Source organism: Calothrix anomala FACHB-343 (assembly GCF_014696435.1).
In the GTDB taxonomy this organism is placed as follows: Bacteria; Cyanobacteriota; Cyanobacteriia; order Cyanobacteriales; family Nostocaceae; genus Aulosira; species Aulosira anomala_A.
Genome location: NZ_JACJQG010000074.1, coordinates 1 through 15474 on the forward strand (window position 1 = coordinate 1; position 15474 = coordinate 15474).

General features: G+C 39.6%; 16 protein-coding genes. 10 read left to right on the top strand and 6 right to left on the bottom strand.

Features of this window, described 5'->3' with window-relative positions; genetic code table 11:
* The first annotated feature begins 68 nt into the window (after positions 1-68).
* The 7 genes from H6G08_RS30360 (at position 69) to H6G08_RS30390 (ending at position 4000) form a co-directional block, all read left to right on the top strand.
* Positions 69-299, top strand: a complete 231-nt coding sequence (locus H6G08_RS30360; protein ID WP_190549933.1) for an alpha-2-macroglobulin family protein — start codon at positions 69-71, stop codon at positions 297-299.
* Positions 300-375: 76 nt separating this feature from the next.
* Entirely contained in the window at positions 376-612 is a 237-nt protein-coding gene (locus tag H6G08_RS30365) for a type II toxin-antitoxin system Phd/YefM family antitoxin (protein WP_190549935.1), read from the top strand.
* Entirely contained in the window at positions 609-995 is a 387-nt protein-coding gene (locus tag H6G08_RS30370) for a type II toxin-antitoxin system VapC family toxin (protein ID WP_190549937.1), read from the top strand. The genes H6G08_RS30365 and H6G08_RS30370 overlap by 4 nt, the downstream gene beginning before the upstream one ends.
* Before the next feature lie 228 nt (positions 996-1223).
* Entirely contained in the window at positions 1224-1877 is a 654-nt protein-coding gene (locus H6G08_RS30375) for a DUF488 domain-containing protein (protein WP_190549939.1), read from the top strand.
* Positions 1870-2316, top strand: coding sequence for a DUF488 domain-containing protein (locus H6G08_RS30380; RefSeq protein WP_190549941.1), 447 nt, complete (start codon positions 1870-1872; stop codon positions 2314-2316). The genes H6G08_RS30375 and H6G08_RS30380 overlap by 8 nt, the downstream gene beginning before the upstream one ends.
* A gap of 9 nt (positions 2317-2325) precedes the next feature.
* Positions 2326-3003 (top strand): dual OB domain-containing protein, encoded by a 678-nt coding sequence (locus H6G08_RS30385; protein ID WP_190549943.1) that lies wholly within the window; start codon positions 2326-2328, stop codon positions 3001-3003.
* 418 nt (positions 3004-3421) lie between these two features.
* Positions 3422-4000 (top strand): hypothetical protein, encoded by a 579-nt coding sequence (locus H6G08_RS30390; protein WP_190549945.1) that lies wholly within the window; start codon positions 3422-3424, stop codon positions 3998-4000.
* A 125-nt stretch (positions 4001-4125) separates the two neighbouring features.
* Here H6G08_RS30390 and H6G08_RS30395 read toward each other — a convergent pair whose 3' ends face one another.
* The 5 genes from H6G08_RS30395 to H6G08_RS30415 all read right to left on the bottom strand — a co-directional run bounded on the left by H6G08_RS30395 (position 4126) and on the right by H6G08_RS30415 (position 9221).
* Positions 4126-4611 (bottom strand): hypothetical protein, encoded by a 486-nt coding sequence (locus tag H6G08_RS30395; RefSeq protein WP_242046337.1) that lies wholly within the window; start codon positions 4609-4611, stop codon positions 4126-4128.
* A gap of 273 nt (positions 4612-4884) precedes the next feature.
* Entirely contained in the window at positions 4885-5490 is a 606-nt protein-coding gene (locus tag H6G08_RS30400) for a hypothetical protein (protein WP_190549947.1), read from the bottom strand.
* A 134-nt stretch (positions 5491-5624) separates the two neighbouring features.
* Entirely contained in the window at positions 5625-6398 is a 774-nt protein-coding gene (locus H6G08_RS30405; protein ID WP_190549949.1) for a hypothetical protein, read from the bottom strand.
* A gap of 206 nt (positions 6399-6604) precedes the next feature.
* Positions 6605-6994 (bottom strand): hypothetical protein, encoded by a 390-nt coding sequence (locus H6G08_RS30410; protein ID WP_190550011.1) that lies wholly within the window; start codon positions 6992-6994, stop codon positions 6605-6607.
* A 523-nt stretch (positions 6995-7517) separates the two neighbouring features.
* Positions 7518-9221 (bottom strand): fasciclin domain-containing protein, encoded by a 1704-nt coding sequence (locus tag H6G08_RS30415; protein WP_190549951.1) that lies wholly within the window; start codon positions 9219-9221, stop codon positions 7518-7520.
* A 1206-nt stretch (positions 9222-10427) separates the two neighbouring features.
* On the opposite strand from H6G08_RS30415, the gene H6G08_RS30420 reads away from it, so the two are divergent.
* The 3 genes from H6G08_RS30420 to H6G08_RS30430 all read left to right on the top strand — a co-directional run bounded on the left by H6G08_RS30420 (position 10428) and on the right by H6G08_RS30430 (position 14056).
* A complete protein-coding gene (locus H6G08_RS30420; RefSeq protein ID WP_190549953.1) occupies positions 10428-11318 on the top strand; it encodes a 2OG-Fe(II) oxygenase in 891 nt (296 codons plus the stop codon).
* A gap of 294 nt (positions 11319-11612) precedes the next feature.
* The gene (locus tag H6G08_RS30425; protein ID WP_190549955.1) at positions 11613-11831 is read left to right on the top strand and encodes a hypothetical protein; all 219 of its coding nucleotides are present in this window, start codon (positions 11613-11615) and stop codon (positions 11829-11831) included.
* A 188-nt stretch (positions 11832-12019) separates the two neighbouring features.
* The gene (locus tag H6G08_RS30430) at positions 12020-14056 is read left to right on the top strand and encodes an FAD-dependent oxidoreductase (RefSeq protein ID WP_190549957.1); all 2037 of its coding nucleotides are present in this window, start codon (positions 12020-12022) and stop codon (positions 14054-14056) included.
* Between the two features lie 150 nt (positions 14057-14206).
* On the opposite strand, the gene H6G08_RS30435 is transcribed toward H6G08_RS30430, so the two are convergent.
* Positions 14207-15403 carry a M48 family peptidase gene (locus H6G08_RS30435; RefSeq protein ID WP_242046338.1) on the bottom strand — a complete coding sequence of 399 codons (1197 nt, stop codon included), beginning with the start codon at positions 15401-15403 and terminating at the stop codon, positions 14207-14209.
* Positions 15404-15474 lie beyond the last annotated feature (71 nt).

Below are 15474 nucleotides of genomic sequence, written 5' to 3' on the forward strand. Positions count from 1 at the left end.
AGGCTCATTGACTACGCCATTACGAGTTCATTTGTGGACTCTTAAGAATCCCCCGACTTTTTGTTTAAATGAGCGAAGCGAAATTTAAACAGTCGGGGGAGTGTCAAGCACTTTCAAGCGATCGCATTATCGCCTATGCCGACCACCTCGATCCAGGGGTTTACAGCTTGCATTATTTAGTCCGTTCCGTTACCCCCAGTAAATTCCTCTGGCCTGGTGCCCAAGCGCATCTACAATATACACTAGAAGAATTTGGGCGTGCGGCTGATTCTACGCTGATAGTGGAGGAGCAATCCTGAAGATTCATCACCTGCTTGTTTACTCATCTGTAGAATGAGAATAAAGCAAGCTATAGCTTTGAGGAGAGGCTTTGCTATGACTGTAAATATTAATATTCAAGAAGCAGAAGCCACATTTTCTGAAATTCTCAATCGGGTAATTCAGGGTGAAGAAGTTACAATTATTCAAGATGGAGTTGCGATCGCTCGTTTAGTACCTGTGAATCAAAATTTCCCAAAGCGAATACCAGGAAGCGCTAAAGGTTTAATCACCATTGCTCCAGATTTTGACGAACCTTTACCTGATGATATTCTTGCGAGCTTTGAAGGATGAATGTACTTTTTGATACCCATACTTTTCTTTGGTGGATTACTGATAGCTCACAGTTATCATCTAGAGTCAGAGCAATTATTAGTGATGGGAATAATAAGTTATTTTTCAGTGCAGCTAGCGCTTGGGAAATAGCTATTAAAGCGCAATTAGGTAAGTTGGTGCTACCAAAAATTCCAGAGCAGTTTATTTTCGAGCAATTGTTAACTAACTCGATTGAGAGTTTACCAATTCAACTTAATCATGCTGTTGGAGTTTATCATCTTCCCAATCATCATAAAGATCCATTTGATAGAATCTTAATTTCTCAAAGCAGATTTGAAAATCTACCGATTCTGACGCTAGATCCGTTAATTTCTCAGTATGATGTCAACGTTATTTGGTAAGCGATAATTTATTTGAGAAAATGAGTCTGCTTTAGAGGCTGTCTGAAACCAGTCATCAAGTGCTTCGCAGGAATCAGCATGTATTTGGCTATCTTATAAATTTTAGTGTTTTTTGGATATGCCAGTTTCAACGGGATATTTAGCCAATTCTATTACCTCTAATTATTTCTCAAAATGATGCTTATAATTGAGTGGCAGTGAAACAGTCACAGCTACTCAGCCTTTGCGATGGAAATTTTTACTATTGGACATTCCAATCACAGCATTGAAACATTTATTACATTGCTGCAACAGCATGGGGTAACAGCTTTAGCAGATGTGCGATCGCATCCTTACAGCCGCTATTTACCACACTTTAGTCAATCACCACTCAAATCAGCCTTAGTGAATGCAGGAATTTCTTATGTATTTTTAGGACGAGAATTGGGAGCAAGACCTAGCGATCTGACTTGCTATGTTGATGGTAAGGCTGTGTATGCAAAAATTGCATCTACGCCACAGTTTGCAGATGGAATTCAACGAATATTAAAAGGTGCAGAAAATTATAAAATTGCACTGATGTGTGCAGAAAAAGACCCCATTACCTGTCATCGAGCAATTCTGATCTGTCATGAATTACGCAACTTTAATCTAAGAATTAATCATATTTTAACCAATGGACAACTAGAACCTCATGAAGTTTTAGAAGAAAGACTATTAGGATTACATCAGCTGCAACCACCAGAATTACCTAAACAAATTCAATTATCTTTATTCGATAATATTGCACTTCCTGAACCATCAACAATGCCGTATTCGCGGGAAGAATCACTGCAAAAAGCCTATCATCAACAAGGCGAACAAATTGCCTATGTAGAAAAAACGGAAAATAAACATGAGTAAGTCAATTAATTTATTTACAATTGGTTTTACCCAAAAGACTGCTCAACAGTTTTTTGATACTTTAGTTAAATCTGGAGTTAAAAAAGTAGTTGATACCAGATTGAATAATATCTCCCAACTGGCAGGGTTTACCAAAAGAGGAGATTTAGAATATTTCTTACGAAAAATTGGTGATATAGAGTATGTACATATTTTAGATCTGGCACCAACAAAAGATATTTTAGATGATTACAAAAAAAATAAAGGTGATTGGGATACCTATGAAAGCAAGTTTTTAGCATTAATGCGCGATCGCCAAATTGAAAACAAAGTGTCACCACAACTTCTAGATGGTAGCTGTTTACTTTGTAGCGAACCCAAGCCTCATCATTGCCATCGTCGCTTAGTAGCTGAATATTTGCGTGACAAATGGGGAAATATAACCATAAGTCACCTATGAACAACCTCTATGGCTCAAATTATCTGCCTTGCTAATTCTTGGAAACTTGGGGAGCGTTGTATTGCAGGAATTAATCTTGCTACAGGCCAGTGGGTGCGTCCAGTCTCTAGTTTGTATCCAGAAGATGGTCGAGTTCCTAGAAACATGAGAATTATACAAGGCAAAGAGCCTGCACTGTTGGACATTTTGGAAATCCCACTAGAAAATAATGGCCCCGATTTTGGTTTTGAGTCTGAGAACTTGACTATTGCTACTGGAACCTGGAAACGAGTCGGACAAGCTCAATGCAAAGATATCTTGCAATACTGCGGTAAGTACCCTTATGTTCTTCATAACTCTAACAAGTATGTGACTGTAACTTATCTACAGTCTCTCCCATTTTATCAAAGACGCACCCTGCAATTAGTGTACGCTCAAGAGTTGGTTGTATCAAATGCACAAGGTAGTCAAAAATGGCAAGCTACTTTGCTGACAAATAAAGGTCAGCCCCTAACTAATGCTAGGATTACAGATCCTATTTTTGTCAAAAGATTAGAATCTGGTTACCTTCCTAAAAATCCTTGTATGGTAACAGTTAGCTTGAGCCTACCCTATTTACCATCGAATAATTGGGAAGGAGACCCGCCCTGCTGGAAATTAATTGCTGGCATTATTGAATTGTCAGATTATGATTTGATTTTCGTTTAATAAACGACTTAGACTAGAATATATATCAAATATTTTATCAGATACAGCAAATCTACAATAAGCGATAGCGTCAGCAATTGACTAATACAGGACTTACGCAAAATACCTTTGAGACTCCTATTTCTTCGTGTCCTACCCTTCGGGAACGGCTTCGCCGAACGTGTCTTCGCGGTTCGATTCTTCCGTAGTTTGTGCGTAAGTCCTATAATAATGAAATTACTCAATTTTTGCATTATCTCAAAAATCTTTAGGCGGAAGAGATTAAATGCGATCGCTTCTCGAATATTTTGGTGAAAGTATTTGGCACTTTCTATCTTCTCATATCGTCAATATATCTAAATCGGCTGCAAAGCTTAAGATTAATTAATTCTAACTGCTCAGTTTGTTTAACTCAGCAATATAGATGTATAGACAAATTATGAAATTCCAGCATATCTTCCTTACAACTGTCTTAACAGGCGTAACCTTTACTAGTCACCCGCATTTAGTACAGGCTCAAGTTTGTCCGCAAAATAATGTAGTGTCCCCTGCAAATCAAAGCAGAGTAATTCGTCAAGCAAGATTTGGCTATCAATTTAATATTCCCAAAAATTACAGAACTTTAGCAGTGCGCGAGAATGGAATTCTGGTATTTGACCCTAATAGTTTTCAACTTGCACAATGTTTGCTGAAAAACAAAGCACCTACAGAATATCCCAAAAACATTTCTATTTATCAAACACCCATCAATTCACCAAATCGTAGTTTAACAGAGATTATCAAGCAAAATGACCCCACAGCCGATAAATTGACTAATATTAAAGTAGCCAATCAAGCTGCTATTAGTTACATTTCCAACACCTTAGGGGTAGAGAAAAAGGTGGCGTTATTAAGTCGCGATCGCAAATATTTAATTACTATCTCCACTCCCTATAATTTTAACCAAGGACGACCGACAACTGTCTTTAATCAAGGCGTATTCAATCGGGTGGTTTCTAGCTTTGCTTTTAAGCAATAATAAAAGCGCCAGTGAATACGGTGTAAAGCTGGCGCTGGTGTTATCGGTATTTGTGGAAGCATAATCTTACGAAAAGTGTGGATGATGCGCTAGTATGTCTATCCCCCAAGGGGTATCACCCCTAACTAAGGCTGCATTTGTGAATACAAATTCAACTGAGTTAATTCAATAAAAGATTCGCTGGTACTGGAGTTAGGAAAGATTTTAGCTTCAAATTGGACTACGCCAATGGCTTCAACAATTTTATCGTTATATTTTTCAACTTCTTCAGGCGATCGCAATGATTGTTTATTCCAAGAAGGAAAAATACTAACTTTTGTACCATCCTCAAGCACAATTTGCGCCTTGATATAAAGTCCAGCAAAACCGGGGATTCCCGTTAATTGGGGGTTAGGTTTCCTGCTGGTGGATGTGTAATTTCCAATGATTTTCACTCTTTGATTATGGAGACGAATTAAATCAGCACGGTTTTTTACTATTTCCAATGTATGATTCTCAGCTTGTTGGTTACTTTTCTGGGATACATTGCTAGTGCTGGGTTGAATATCTATAAATATAGCTAACGCTGCTATAGTGAAACTCAAAGCAACAGCCACAGAACGCAATTTCATTTTCTCCTCCATGTTGGAGATGGATACTGCATAGTTGAAATTGCTTATTTTAACATTTATATAAGTAGGTAGTTGGAATTAAATATAAGATGGACGTAGGTTGGGTTGAGGAACGAAACCCAACACTCTCATGGGTTACGCTATCGCTAACCCATCCTACAAATAATTATATCTCCCTACTTAAAAGGCGTCGAGCATTCACGGTACATCGACGCATTAAGTATTAATATAAAATTCTATTTCTTGAATTGTAATATGAGCGTCAAAATATTTCTATTTATAAAATAGTACTGGCACTTTTCTACCCTTTTCATCAACTACTATTAAGGGTAGAGATGAGGAATTATCTCGACGATAAAATTGTACCTGTTGCCAACATCGTTTTATAGATTTTACCTGCACAATATAACGATTATTAATCCATTTAATACCGACTATTTTATAATTTAAAATTAATGCTGCTCCGCTTTTAGCTGCGTCTAATTGAGATACATAATCATCACAGTTTGCAGGCTTTTTAGTATCTTGGGATTTCCAGAGTCCAGAAAGGTGACCGATATCAAAAGTACCGCTACCACCAGGAAAGCTACTAAAGGCAAAAATCTTGTATTTCCAGTAATCTCCTCCTAATGCGGCAATTTCTTCGGGAGAATATCTACCATTGAAACTAGCAAGATGGTTTTTTTGTTCTGCTGCTGTGGGACGTACCCAAGTTTCTGATTCACTGCAAATTTTAAATTTAATATTATTTTGAGATAAAGATTGAGATACAATGGGTAAATTATTATTACCTTTATTGACTTGTGCAAATACAGATAACTGAATATTAGGTAATAAGATGAAACTGCAAGTTAAAATAAACAATAATTTTTGATTCATAGATGCACTCCGATAAATTTGAGAATGGCTGATTGATTTACGCGCTTGCCGTATAGACGTATAGAGTATATACAACCATCCTCAACATCGGCATTTTATCCATCTTTTTTAAGAATTATCCATCCCCAATAAGACTATGCTGTTTTAAAGAAGCGGATAATTTCGCGGACATGATCGAGAAATTGTCCATCGGTAGAAAGTTGCGCGATCGCATTTCTGGCTTCTCTAGATAACCGTTCATGTTCGGTTTGATTGGTAGCGCGTAATTCTTCTAAATTGGCGCTAATTCTGGCTATTTCCCGGCGGGTTTCATCGCTAAAGCGTTTTTGCTTCGCCACAATCGAGTCAGCTTCTTCTGCATCCAGTTGTTCTTCTAGGCGCTGTACTTTATATTCCAATGCAGAAAAGCGATCGCGCAATTCCATAATGTCTTCACGGGGATATTGCCATTCTTGGCGAATCATCGCTAATCTGGCATATAAATATTCATAGGCGCGGATAGAGGGACGCAGAATAGTTAATAGCAAAGCTGCACCGGAGCTAATATAACCTACAGTACTAATTCCCGTCGCCGCTAGGGTATAAAGACCAATAGCCGAAAATAAATGTAAAGCTAAAGCCACCCAAAGCGATCGCTTCGCTAACAATTTGACATACTGTACTTGTTTATTATCTACAGGAATGCCTTTTTCTATCGAACGTGCTGCTTCTGCTAACACTTCCTTCGCCTGAAAATGCACATTCCAGGGGACGGTAACAATTACCAACAACCACCAAAAACTTGCACCGCCAATTATCCAGTCAAGAAAGCTACCTGCTGGTATATGCAACCATTGCAACAAGCCAAAAGCCACCAGCACTAATACAACAATTCCCGCAATGGAACTGACGAAAAAATTAATATACATCTTCCCTTACCCTCCATCAAACTATTAAGCTAATGCCTATCTAAATTGCATAACTACTAATAAGGACAGTCAACAGTCAACAGTCAACCGTCAACAGCCTTCACAATCGATTGTGCAACTTAAAAGCAGATTAGCTTACCTTGATGATGGCGATACCTGGGCAATTATACGGGTATAATGTGATAGTTTTTTTAGCTGCACAGCAACTATAGAATTAAATAGCTATGCCAAATAGGTTCAGTATTTTTCCCCACCCTCTCTGGTAGCAGCAATCGCCAAGTTTTACCCTCTTGCTGAATTTGCAGATAAATATCAAAGGGTTGTTGCAGTTGCGTCAAGCGTCTTTTAGGTAACTTAATTGTTAAATCATACTTTCCCCGCACCCGGAAAGCTGGTAAATTGTCGATGGTGAGGGGTTTTTGCTCGGTAATCGCTAGCTTTTGAATTTCAAAGCCTTGCAAATCTAAATCTAGCTTTTGGCTGAGTTGTTTTTGTGTTTGTTCTAGTTGGAGAGCGATCGCTTTTTGCACTAACTGATTAGTTGGTAGTAACCCAATCGTACCGCAAGCACTCAAAAGTATTAATAAACCAGCTATCAACAATAATTTAGCTTGACGAAGATAGCTATGATGGCGTTTCTCATTCAGATGCGGTACAACATTATATCGCGAGGTGTGGGGGCAAGGCATTGCCTTGCCCCTACGGGTATGTTCTCTACCTTCTAGCATCTTACTTTCTTACACAATACTCTCCAGCGATAGTATAGCCGTTGTTGCCTCAACTTCTCCCATTCCCCAATCAAATTGTAGGGACGGGGTTACCCCACATTGGTGTCAACTTAAGTATCTCTGGCTTACCCAACAGATCGCCCACAGGCTGTAAGCCTGGGGCTAACGTTACAAAGCCCACCTGCGTGGGCTAAATTTTCTTAGCCCACGCAGGTAAGCTCATGTTCAATTAGCCGCACCCTTCGAGGGTGACGGCGGTTTATTGGGTAAGCGAGAGGTTGGGGATGAGGACAAAACCTTGTCAACCAAAAGAATTTCGCGTTAAGTTGACACCAATGGTAACCCCATCGCTACGAGTTGCTTACCAATGACTATTGACCAATGACAAACACTAGAAGTTATAACCAACACCTAGTATTAACCCAACACTAGTTTCATCAAAAAAGGCTGCATTCACAGAACCAGTGAGGGTAAAGCGATTGGCGATAGGAATATCCACACCACCAGTTGCCATAAACGCTATATCTGTATCGCCTGACGTATCAATAGCCACACCAGCACCCACAAAAGGCGCGATCGGGAAGCGGCGTTGTCCGGTGACTGTATCTGGTTGTTGTGCAAAATCTAAAGTTACGGGAACCAGAACTAAGGTGTTATCGCCAAACACAGCCGATGGACGCACGGATATATTACGTGTCAAGCCGATTTTACTGATAACTGAGAAGTTACCCACACTCAGAGCATTAGCGCCAGTTAAACCAATGTTACCACCCACACCGATATAGCTAGGGCCGCCAAGGGTAGTTCTACCAGGAGAGACTTCACCAGTAGTAGGAGTTCCGCCTGGATCGGTAGTACCTGTACCCGGTTGCTGTCCAGGTTGCTGTCCAGTCAAATTTGGGGGAATTAAGACTTGGTTAATCGCGTGGATGACACCATTACTAGCTTGGACATTCGCCTGAATTACTTGGGCATCATTAACTGCAATTTGATTATTAGCTGTATCAACTTTAACATTGACAGATTGGTTTTCAATGGTATTGAGTTCCCCGGTGGAGAGTTGATTAGAAGTTAATTGTCCAGAAACTACGTGATATCTCAACAGCTTAATTAATGTTTCGCGATTTTCTGGTAGTTGTAATTGCTGTAGAGTCCCGGCTGGTAACGCTGCAAATGCTTGATCGGTAGGAGCAAAGACAGTATAAGGGCCTGGTTGTTGGAGGATATCTGTTAACCCTGCGGTTTTTAATAAAGAAGTTAAAGTGGTAAAGGAACCGCTAGATGCAGCCAATCCCACAATATCTGTACTACCAGGTTGAGTAGGGGTAGAAGAAGCAGCAACAATATAACCCGCAGCTGGAAGATTGCTGGCAATGGGTTGTAACTGTCCCTGTCTTACCAAAGCTTGATACAATATAGCTGCGGCTTCCGCTCTGGTTAAAGTCCGTTGGGGATTGAGTTGTCTAACTTCGGGATAGTTAACTACTATATTGCTTTGTGTCGCAGCTGCAACAGCATTCACCGCATAATTGGGAGTGGCTGACGCATCTGTGTAGTAAGTGTTCAACACAGTAGCTGCATCGGTGCTACTAGTTAAAGCTAAACCACTACTTATAGCAACGATCGCCTGTACTTTAGGAATTTGTTCGTTAGGTAAAAATCTGTTTCCTGGATAACCTGACATAAAGCCAGTTTCGTAGGCTTCCCGAATCGCATCCGCAGCCCAATAATTAGCGGGAACATCTGTAAATCCGCCTGCGGCTAATTGTCGTACTGGGTTCTGGTTGAAAGCTTTTTGGATCATGGCGGCGAATTGGGCGCGAGTCACAGCCTGATCGGGTTTAAAGGTACCATCAGGAAACCCAGCTATGATGTTTCTTTGCGCTAAGGCGACAATAAAAGGACTCGCCCAGTAATTAGAACCAACGTCAGATAAGTTAGTTGTGGTTGCGCCTGGCGTAGTTGTATCTTGCGAGATTACAGTATTTTGCGCCAATCCCGGACGCGCGATCGCAATCGGACTTAAGCTAGCAAATAATACACTCAAAGCTAACAAACTGCTTTTGACAACTGAACCCCGAAACCAAGTAAACATGAAAGTCTCCTCCAAAAATTAATCGAGTTGGTTCTCAATGTTGAATGCAATTTAGGAAAGTGCTAACGATTTGGTTGACATCGAGAAGTCTAAAAATTTACCAATCTAGCCACCTTCCTGAAAATTCCTCACTCCTGTGTAAATTGTGAAATTTCGCCTTGGCGATCGCTACAGATAAAATTTAGCTAAAAAAGCTACTCAAGATATCTGAGACTGGGCAACGGCCAAGAGAATTTTAGTATAAATTCATCACTTTATCAGTTTTATTAATGTGGTCTAGGAGAAAGTAGCGATTTATGGGCTGTCTTCCGCCTTTAGCCAGCCTAATTACATCTATTTTGAGTTGCATGAGCCTGTTATTAACATACAAGAAAGTAGCGGATTGCCATAGTTAATATTTTTAATCTGTTACATAAATCCAACAACTAGCTAAAGACTAAATATTTAGAATTTCTTTTATTTCTTTAGGTAGTTGACAACAGCAGTCATTCTTTGAGCAAGCAAGCGAATGGACAAGCTTAGACTAGCAACGCGCGATCGCATTTCCTTAGTTCCAGGATAATTAATCTCTCAGACTGGGAGACAAAATTCCCAGCATTTACCTCCCCAACTTCTTGCAGCAGTTGGGGGAGTGAATGCTCGCAAATGATTTAGGACTGATGTAGATACTCAAATCTCATATTTCTAGTTAATTCTTGTCCTGATTATTCTCTGTAGAAAAAATTTACGTAAAAAACCTATTCTTAGGTAATCACTATGAGATTAATTTGCCATCCTACTAGAGATTGGTAAAATTTATTGCCAATATCCGAGCTAGGGTAGAATCTTCAGTCAGCTATATTACTTGAGAATATTGACAAGCAATAAATAAAGATGATCATCACAGTAATTTAATGCTAGTTATTGTAACAATTTAATGTGATATTTGTATTGATAAACAGTAAACTTGTTCAATAATTTTACTAGCGATCAAGTAGCATATTTAGCAATTAATTATTGTCGATCTACCCAATATCAGAACTTGCAAAACCAACAACAAAGTAACTTTTATTAACATGAAGACAACTTTTGAGTAATCAAAAGTTTATGAAGCTAGAATAAATTTTTGCCAATTCATCAAGAAGTGCTTGGACAAATCAAGATAAATAGATTAAAACTACATATCTCATCCTTATATAGCTGATATATCGGCTGACCAAAAACAATATGAGTATCCTTTTGCAAAAGATACAAAATCGCTTAATTAGAAATTTTTATAATTTGCCATTCTTACAATATCAAGCTGAACTTGAATATCAGGAAGCCTTAGCTAAACATATTGTAAATTTACCTATCATTTCTCCTGATGAGATGAATCTCATCGAAACTATCAACAATGAAGGAGTAGCAATTACCTCCCTTGAAGCTTTGGGATTTGCATCAACTACAAGCATGTTTGAGTCAGCAAAAAGCTTGATGCATCAAATACCCAGCCCTAGCGAAGATAATAGCAATGAATTCGTAGTTCATGCTAACCCGCAGCAAATTATGGCATACCCAGAGATTTTTTTATGGGGATTAGAACAACGATTAATTAATTTAGTAGAAACCTATCTCGGCTTACCAGTAGCCTATCACGGGGCATACCTGCGGCGAGATATTGCTAATCAGGTAGAACAAAAATCTCGGCTATGGCATATAGATAAAGAAGATAGAAAAGTCCTGAAAATTATTGTTTATTTGCAAGATATGTCTGAAGATAGGGGGCCATTTCAATATATTCCCCTCTCGTTGACATCATCATTAAGCCAATCATTGAAATATCATCATGGTTACATCCAAGATGCAACCATGCAAAAAATTATCTCGCCAACTGAATATAAATCCTGTCTAGGTGCTGCGGGTACAGTGATTATTGCGGCTACTGGGAGTATTTTTCATCGGGGAAAAGTCCCTGTAGCTGGTGATAGATTTGCCCTCTTTTATGATTACACTTCGAGAATACAAACACAGTCATTCTATGGTAATTTATCCTTATCACATCAGGATTTATTGCTGTTATCCCAACATCTTTCACAACCACAAAGAGATTGCATATTTTGGCAGCACAAACTCTAAAATGGCTGATAAGTAGGGCGGTGCAATTAAACATAACTGGCGAGGGCTGTCATTTGTCATTTGTCATTTGTGAGCCACTGCGTTGGACGGGTTCCCCGGCTTGAAGCAAGTGGCGTCATTGGTAAGGGTTTCTAGCCTATTTACGTTTCGTAATATAGTTTGGTTTTTTTCCACCGACTTACTTAACATCTCAATTGCATAACTACTAATCAGGGCTGTCAACAGTCAACAGTCAACAGTCAACAGTCCTCACAATGATTTTAGATAATTGATATTACCTCTTCCAGGGTAGCTTTGTTCCCATCTCTGTCCAAGCGGAGAAAACCAGATAAACCACCAGCAACCCAGCACTCACAAGAAAAATTACAACGTCGTTATTCATCACCAAACCTGTCTCTCTTTTCTAGCCCCTATCCTATACCAACAGATGGGTTAAGCGACGCGCAACCCAACGAAGTGACTAAATGTTGGGTTTCGTTCCTCAACCCAACCTACATCGACTACATCGACTAAATGTTGGGTTACCCTACGGGAAGCCGCTCCGCGTCTACGTTCCTCAACCCAACCTACATCTAGCTAGTCCCTATCCTATACCAACAGTCCGCACATGTTATCGGTACATGTTAAGAAAAATACTTGGCTAAACATTTATCAAGTGCTACCGTCTACAGGTGATATTGGATTTGAAGGGATTCTCCAAAATGAAGTGTAGACGAAAACTAGCTTATGGAAGGAAATCATTAATTAGTTTCAGCTTGATATCGGCTGTGATGGTACCGAATGCGGCGATATTCGCCACACCACCGCGAACGCCAGATAAAACTGTAAATTGCGAAATTTTGGTTGTCGGTGGGGGATTATCTGGTGCAGCTACAGCTTACGAGGGTTTGCTAGCTGGGAGGACTGTTTGTTTAACAGAAATTACCGATTGGCTGGGGGGACAAATTTCTTCACAGGGAACCTCTGCATTAGACGAACGCCCTACCCAACGGGCGCTTCAATTCTATTCTCGCGGTTATTTGGAATTACGCAACCGCATTGAGCGCAAGTATGGCGAACTGAATCCTGGGGATTGCTGGGTAAGCGATTCCTGTTTTCTGCCCCGCGATGCACATAATATTCTGTCGGAAATTCTCAAAGATGCGGAGAAAAGGGGTAAGGGTAAATTAAATTGGTTCCCCAATACCGTAATTAAAGATTTAGAAATTAGCGCTGATGGCAAAATCATTAATAGTGCGATCGCTATTCAACATCAACCAGCTAAAGGTGCAGCACCCCTCAATAGTTATACTTTATCCCAAACCATTGAAGATGCTTATACCTATGCAGATTCATCGCGCCTAACGAAAAGTATTATCCGGCTTGTACCGCAACAAAACCCTAAAACCGCTACAAAAAATTGGTATGTTGTCGATGCTAGCGAAACCGGGGAAATTATAGGTTTGGCTGATGTTCCCTATCGTTTAGGGATTGATGCACTTTCTTACCTAGAACCTTCAGCATCTAGTACAGAAAACGATCCCTATTGTCCCCAAGGTTTTACCTATACCTTTGCAATGGAGGCAACTAAAGATCCGCAACCCCAAACCATGCCTCCCTATTATCCGCAATATGCGCCATATTTCAGCTATGAATTGCAAAGATTGGCGAATTTTGACTTGGTTTTTACCTACCGTCGCATTTGGAGTCCCAAAAAAGGACAACCCACAAAGTTTGGTGGTGTGAATTTTACAGCTTCTCAGCCTGGGGATATCTCCATGCAAAACTGGACTTGGGGTAATGATTACCGTCCGGGAACTGCGGCTGATAATTTAATTTATTCTCGCCAACAGTTGCAAAGTACAGGACAATTACAGCCTGGTGGCTGGATGGGGGGACTGAGAACCGAAGCATTACGCAAAGGTGAAGAAAAATCTCTTTCCTATTACTATTGGTTAGTGGCGGGAACCACAGATTCCCAATTAGGGGATGGGGTGAAGCAGCCACAACCCAATCACCGCTTATTATCAGGGTTAAATTCCCCAATGGGAACTGCATCTGGCTTGTCGAAATACCCTTATATGCGGGAAGGACGGCGGATTATTGGACGCCCCAGTTGGGGACAGGCTTCGGGCTTTGGAATTTGGGAAATTGATATTTCTCGCCGTAACTACAACGATGAATATTACCGCAATACATTGCCCGCAGATATGTATCGGCAGTTAAGAGCAGCACTAGCAGGTTTAGAAGCTACTTCGGTAATTACGGGGCAAATTGACCCAGATAAAGCTTTAAGGCGGACTCGTTCAACTATTTTCCCTGATTCTGTAGGTATCGGTCACTACGCCATTGACTTCCACCCCTGTATGACAGAAACTCCACCGGAGAAACCTGGTAATACAGAACGTGCGGGGGAAAGAAGGGGCGCAGGTCAAGCTTATCCCTTCCAAATTGCCCTGAGAGCCATGATTCCCCAAAAAATTGACAATTTAATCGTCGGCGGTAAAAGTATAGCCACTAGCCACATTGCAGCAGCAGCTTATCGCGTCCATTCCTTTGAATGGTCTGCTGGTGCGGCTGCGGGAACTGTGGCGGCGTTTGCGTTAAAAAATGCGATCGCACCCTATGAATTAGTGGATGATTTACCCAAATATGAACCGCAATTAGAAGCACTCAAACGGCTATTAAAGGAAAATGGCAATCCTACTGCTTTTCCTGATACTTCCATTTTTAACCAAAAGTGGGAAGATTGGAAGTAAGTTATTGTTGACTGTTGACTGTTGACTGTTGACTGTTGACTGTTGACTGTTGACTGTTGACTGTTGATTGTTGACTGTTGACTGTTGACTGGTAAGGGCGTCGGTTGTTATTGCATTTGATTGAAAAAAATGGGTTTTACCGACGCCTTTTTAATAACTGCCAGATGCTAACTTTTGCAACCATGTTTGCGCTTCTGCATATAATTTGAATCGGCTTTCATCAGCACGAAATTCTGGAGTATGCACCATTCTTTTGCCATTTACCCATTTTGTCCCGTGGTATTTGTGGAGTAATTCATGAAATAAGACAAACTCGGTAACAAATTCAGGTATATTACTATTATCTAAAGTTAAACTCATGACTACTCTATCTCTAGCTGGTTCATAATGTCCAAACTTACGGTAAGTATTAATTTGGCTCCATGCTAGACGAGGTTTAATGAGATTAGCAGCAAAATATTCTTGATTTATTTTGTGGAATAAATTATCTAAATTATAAACATTTCCTTGGGGATTTTCGGAAATAACTTCCGCAATTAAATCTATCATCAAGAGTACGCTGCTATATTCTTCGCTTCCAGCAAAGGCACGAATTAGTTGTGTATGTTCTGGAGTTTTTGCAAAAAGTGCAGATTTAACGACTGCTTGTAAAACTTCATCTGGCGCATTAATAAACCCTTCACTAATTATGAGATGGGCAAAAGTACGAGATTTTTTACCTTTATATAATCCGGCTAAATTGGTAAATTCAATTTTTAATTCTATTGAATCTTGTTGATGCTTTTTCAGCAGTTGTTCGGTGATTTGTCGCACTTTATAGGTACTGGCGATATGAAGTTGTAAATTTTGCGGCTCGCTTAAAAACTTCATCCAAGAGTAAATTTGCCGAGATGTCCGATTTAAGTTAGCTGGTGTGGCTTGATGATGAGAACAGAATTGTTCAATTGTGGTGACTGTTTTGATTAGATTTTGAGTTATTTTTTCTACTGCAATTGCAGCAGGGTTGGGGTTAGCAGCTAAATTGAAAATATTATTTAAAATAATATCTTGTTGAATTTTGATATTTTTAATACTGATATTTGCTACTTCTTTTGCAGGTAGATGATTAGTATTAATAGGTAAATTATCTAAATCAATACTTTTCAGAAAGTAATAAGCATCGCGAGAACGTTTTGGGAGATGATGAGGTGTTGTCTTCGCTTCAGCACATAACTTTTCAATAGTTGCGACTGAGGTGATAATTAATTTTTTGAATTCAGTCACTTTTTGAGTAGATAAGCCATTTTGTAATTCATTTTTTACTGTTTGAGCAGTTTTAAGAATCCCGCGAATTTTGATATTTATCATTTATAATTTGATATATATATTGCACTGTAATCTAAAACGTAACATTGAAACCCGCATAAGGGCGGGGTTTC

Bases quoted from the DNA above. Each gene is read 5' to 3' on its own strand.
- H6G08_RS30360 (WP_190549933.1), top strand. From the start codon at position 69: ATGAGCGAAGCGAAATTTAAACAGTCGGGGGAGTGTCAAGCACTTTCA.
- H6G08_RS30365 (WP_190549935.1), top strand. From the start codon at position 376: ATGACTGTAAATATTAATATTCAAGAAGCAGAAGCCACATTTTCTGAA.
- H6G08_RS30370 (WP_190549937.1), top strand. From the start codon at position 609: ATGAATGTACTTTTTGATACCCATACTTTTCTTTGGTGGATTACTGAT.
- H6G08_RS30375 (WP_190549939.1), top strand. From the start codon at position 1,224: ATGGAAATTTTTACTATTGGACATTCCAATCACAGCATTGAAACATTT.
- H6G08_RS30380 (WP_190549941.1), top strand. From the start codon at position 1,870: ATGAGTAAGTCAATTAATTTATTTACAATTGGTTTTACCCAAAAGACT.
- H6G08_RS30385 (WP_190549943.1), top strand. From the start codon at position 2,326: ATGGCTCAAATTATCTGCCTTGCTAATTCTTGGAAACTTGGGGAGCGT.
- H6G08_RS30390 (WP_190549945.1), top strand. From the start codon at position 3,422: ATGAAATTCCAGCATATCTTCCTTACAACTGTCTTAACAGGCGTAACC.
- H6G08_RS30395 (WP_242046337.1), bottom strand. From the start codon at position 4,611: ATGAAATTGCGTTCTGTGGCTGTTGCTTTGAGTTTCACTATAGCAGCG.
- H6G08_RS30400 (WP_190549947.1), bottom strand. From the start codon at position 5,490: ATGAATCAAAAATTATTGTTTATTTTAACTTGCAGTTTCATCTTATTA.
- H6G08_RS30405 (WP_190549949.1), bottom strand. From the start codon at position 6,398: ATGTATATTAATTTTTTCGTCAGTTCCATTGCGGGAATTGTTGTATTA.
- H6G08_RS30415 (WP_190549951.1), bottom strand. From the start codon at position 9,221: ATGTTTACTTGGTTTCGGGGTTCAGTTGTCAAAAGCAGTTTGTTAGCT.
- H6G08_RS30420 (WP_190549953.1), top strand. From the start codon at position 10,428: ATGAGTATCCTTTTGCAAAAGATACAAAATCGCTTAATTAGAAATTTT.
- H6G08_RS30430 (WP_190549957.1), top strand. From the start codon at position 12,020: ATGAAGTGTAGACGAAAACTAGCTTATGGAAGGAAATCATTAATTAGT.
- H6G08_RS30435 (WP_242046338.1), bottom strand. From the start codon at position 15,403: ATGATAAATATCAAAATTCGCGGGATTCTTAAAACTGCTCAAACAGTA.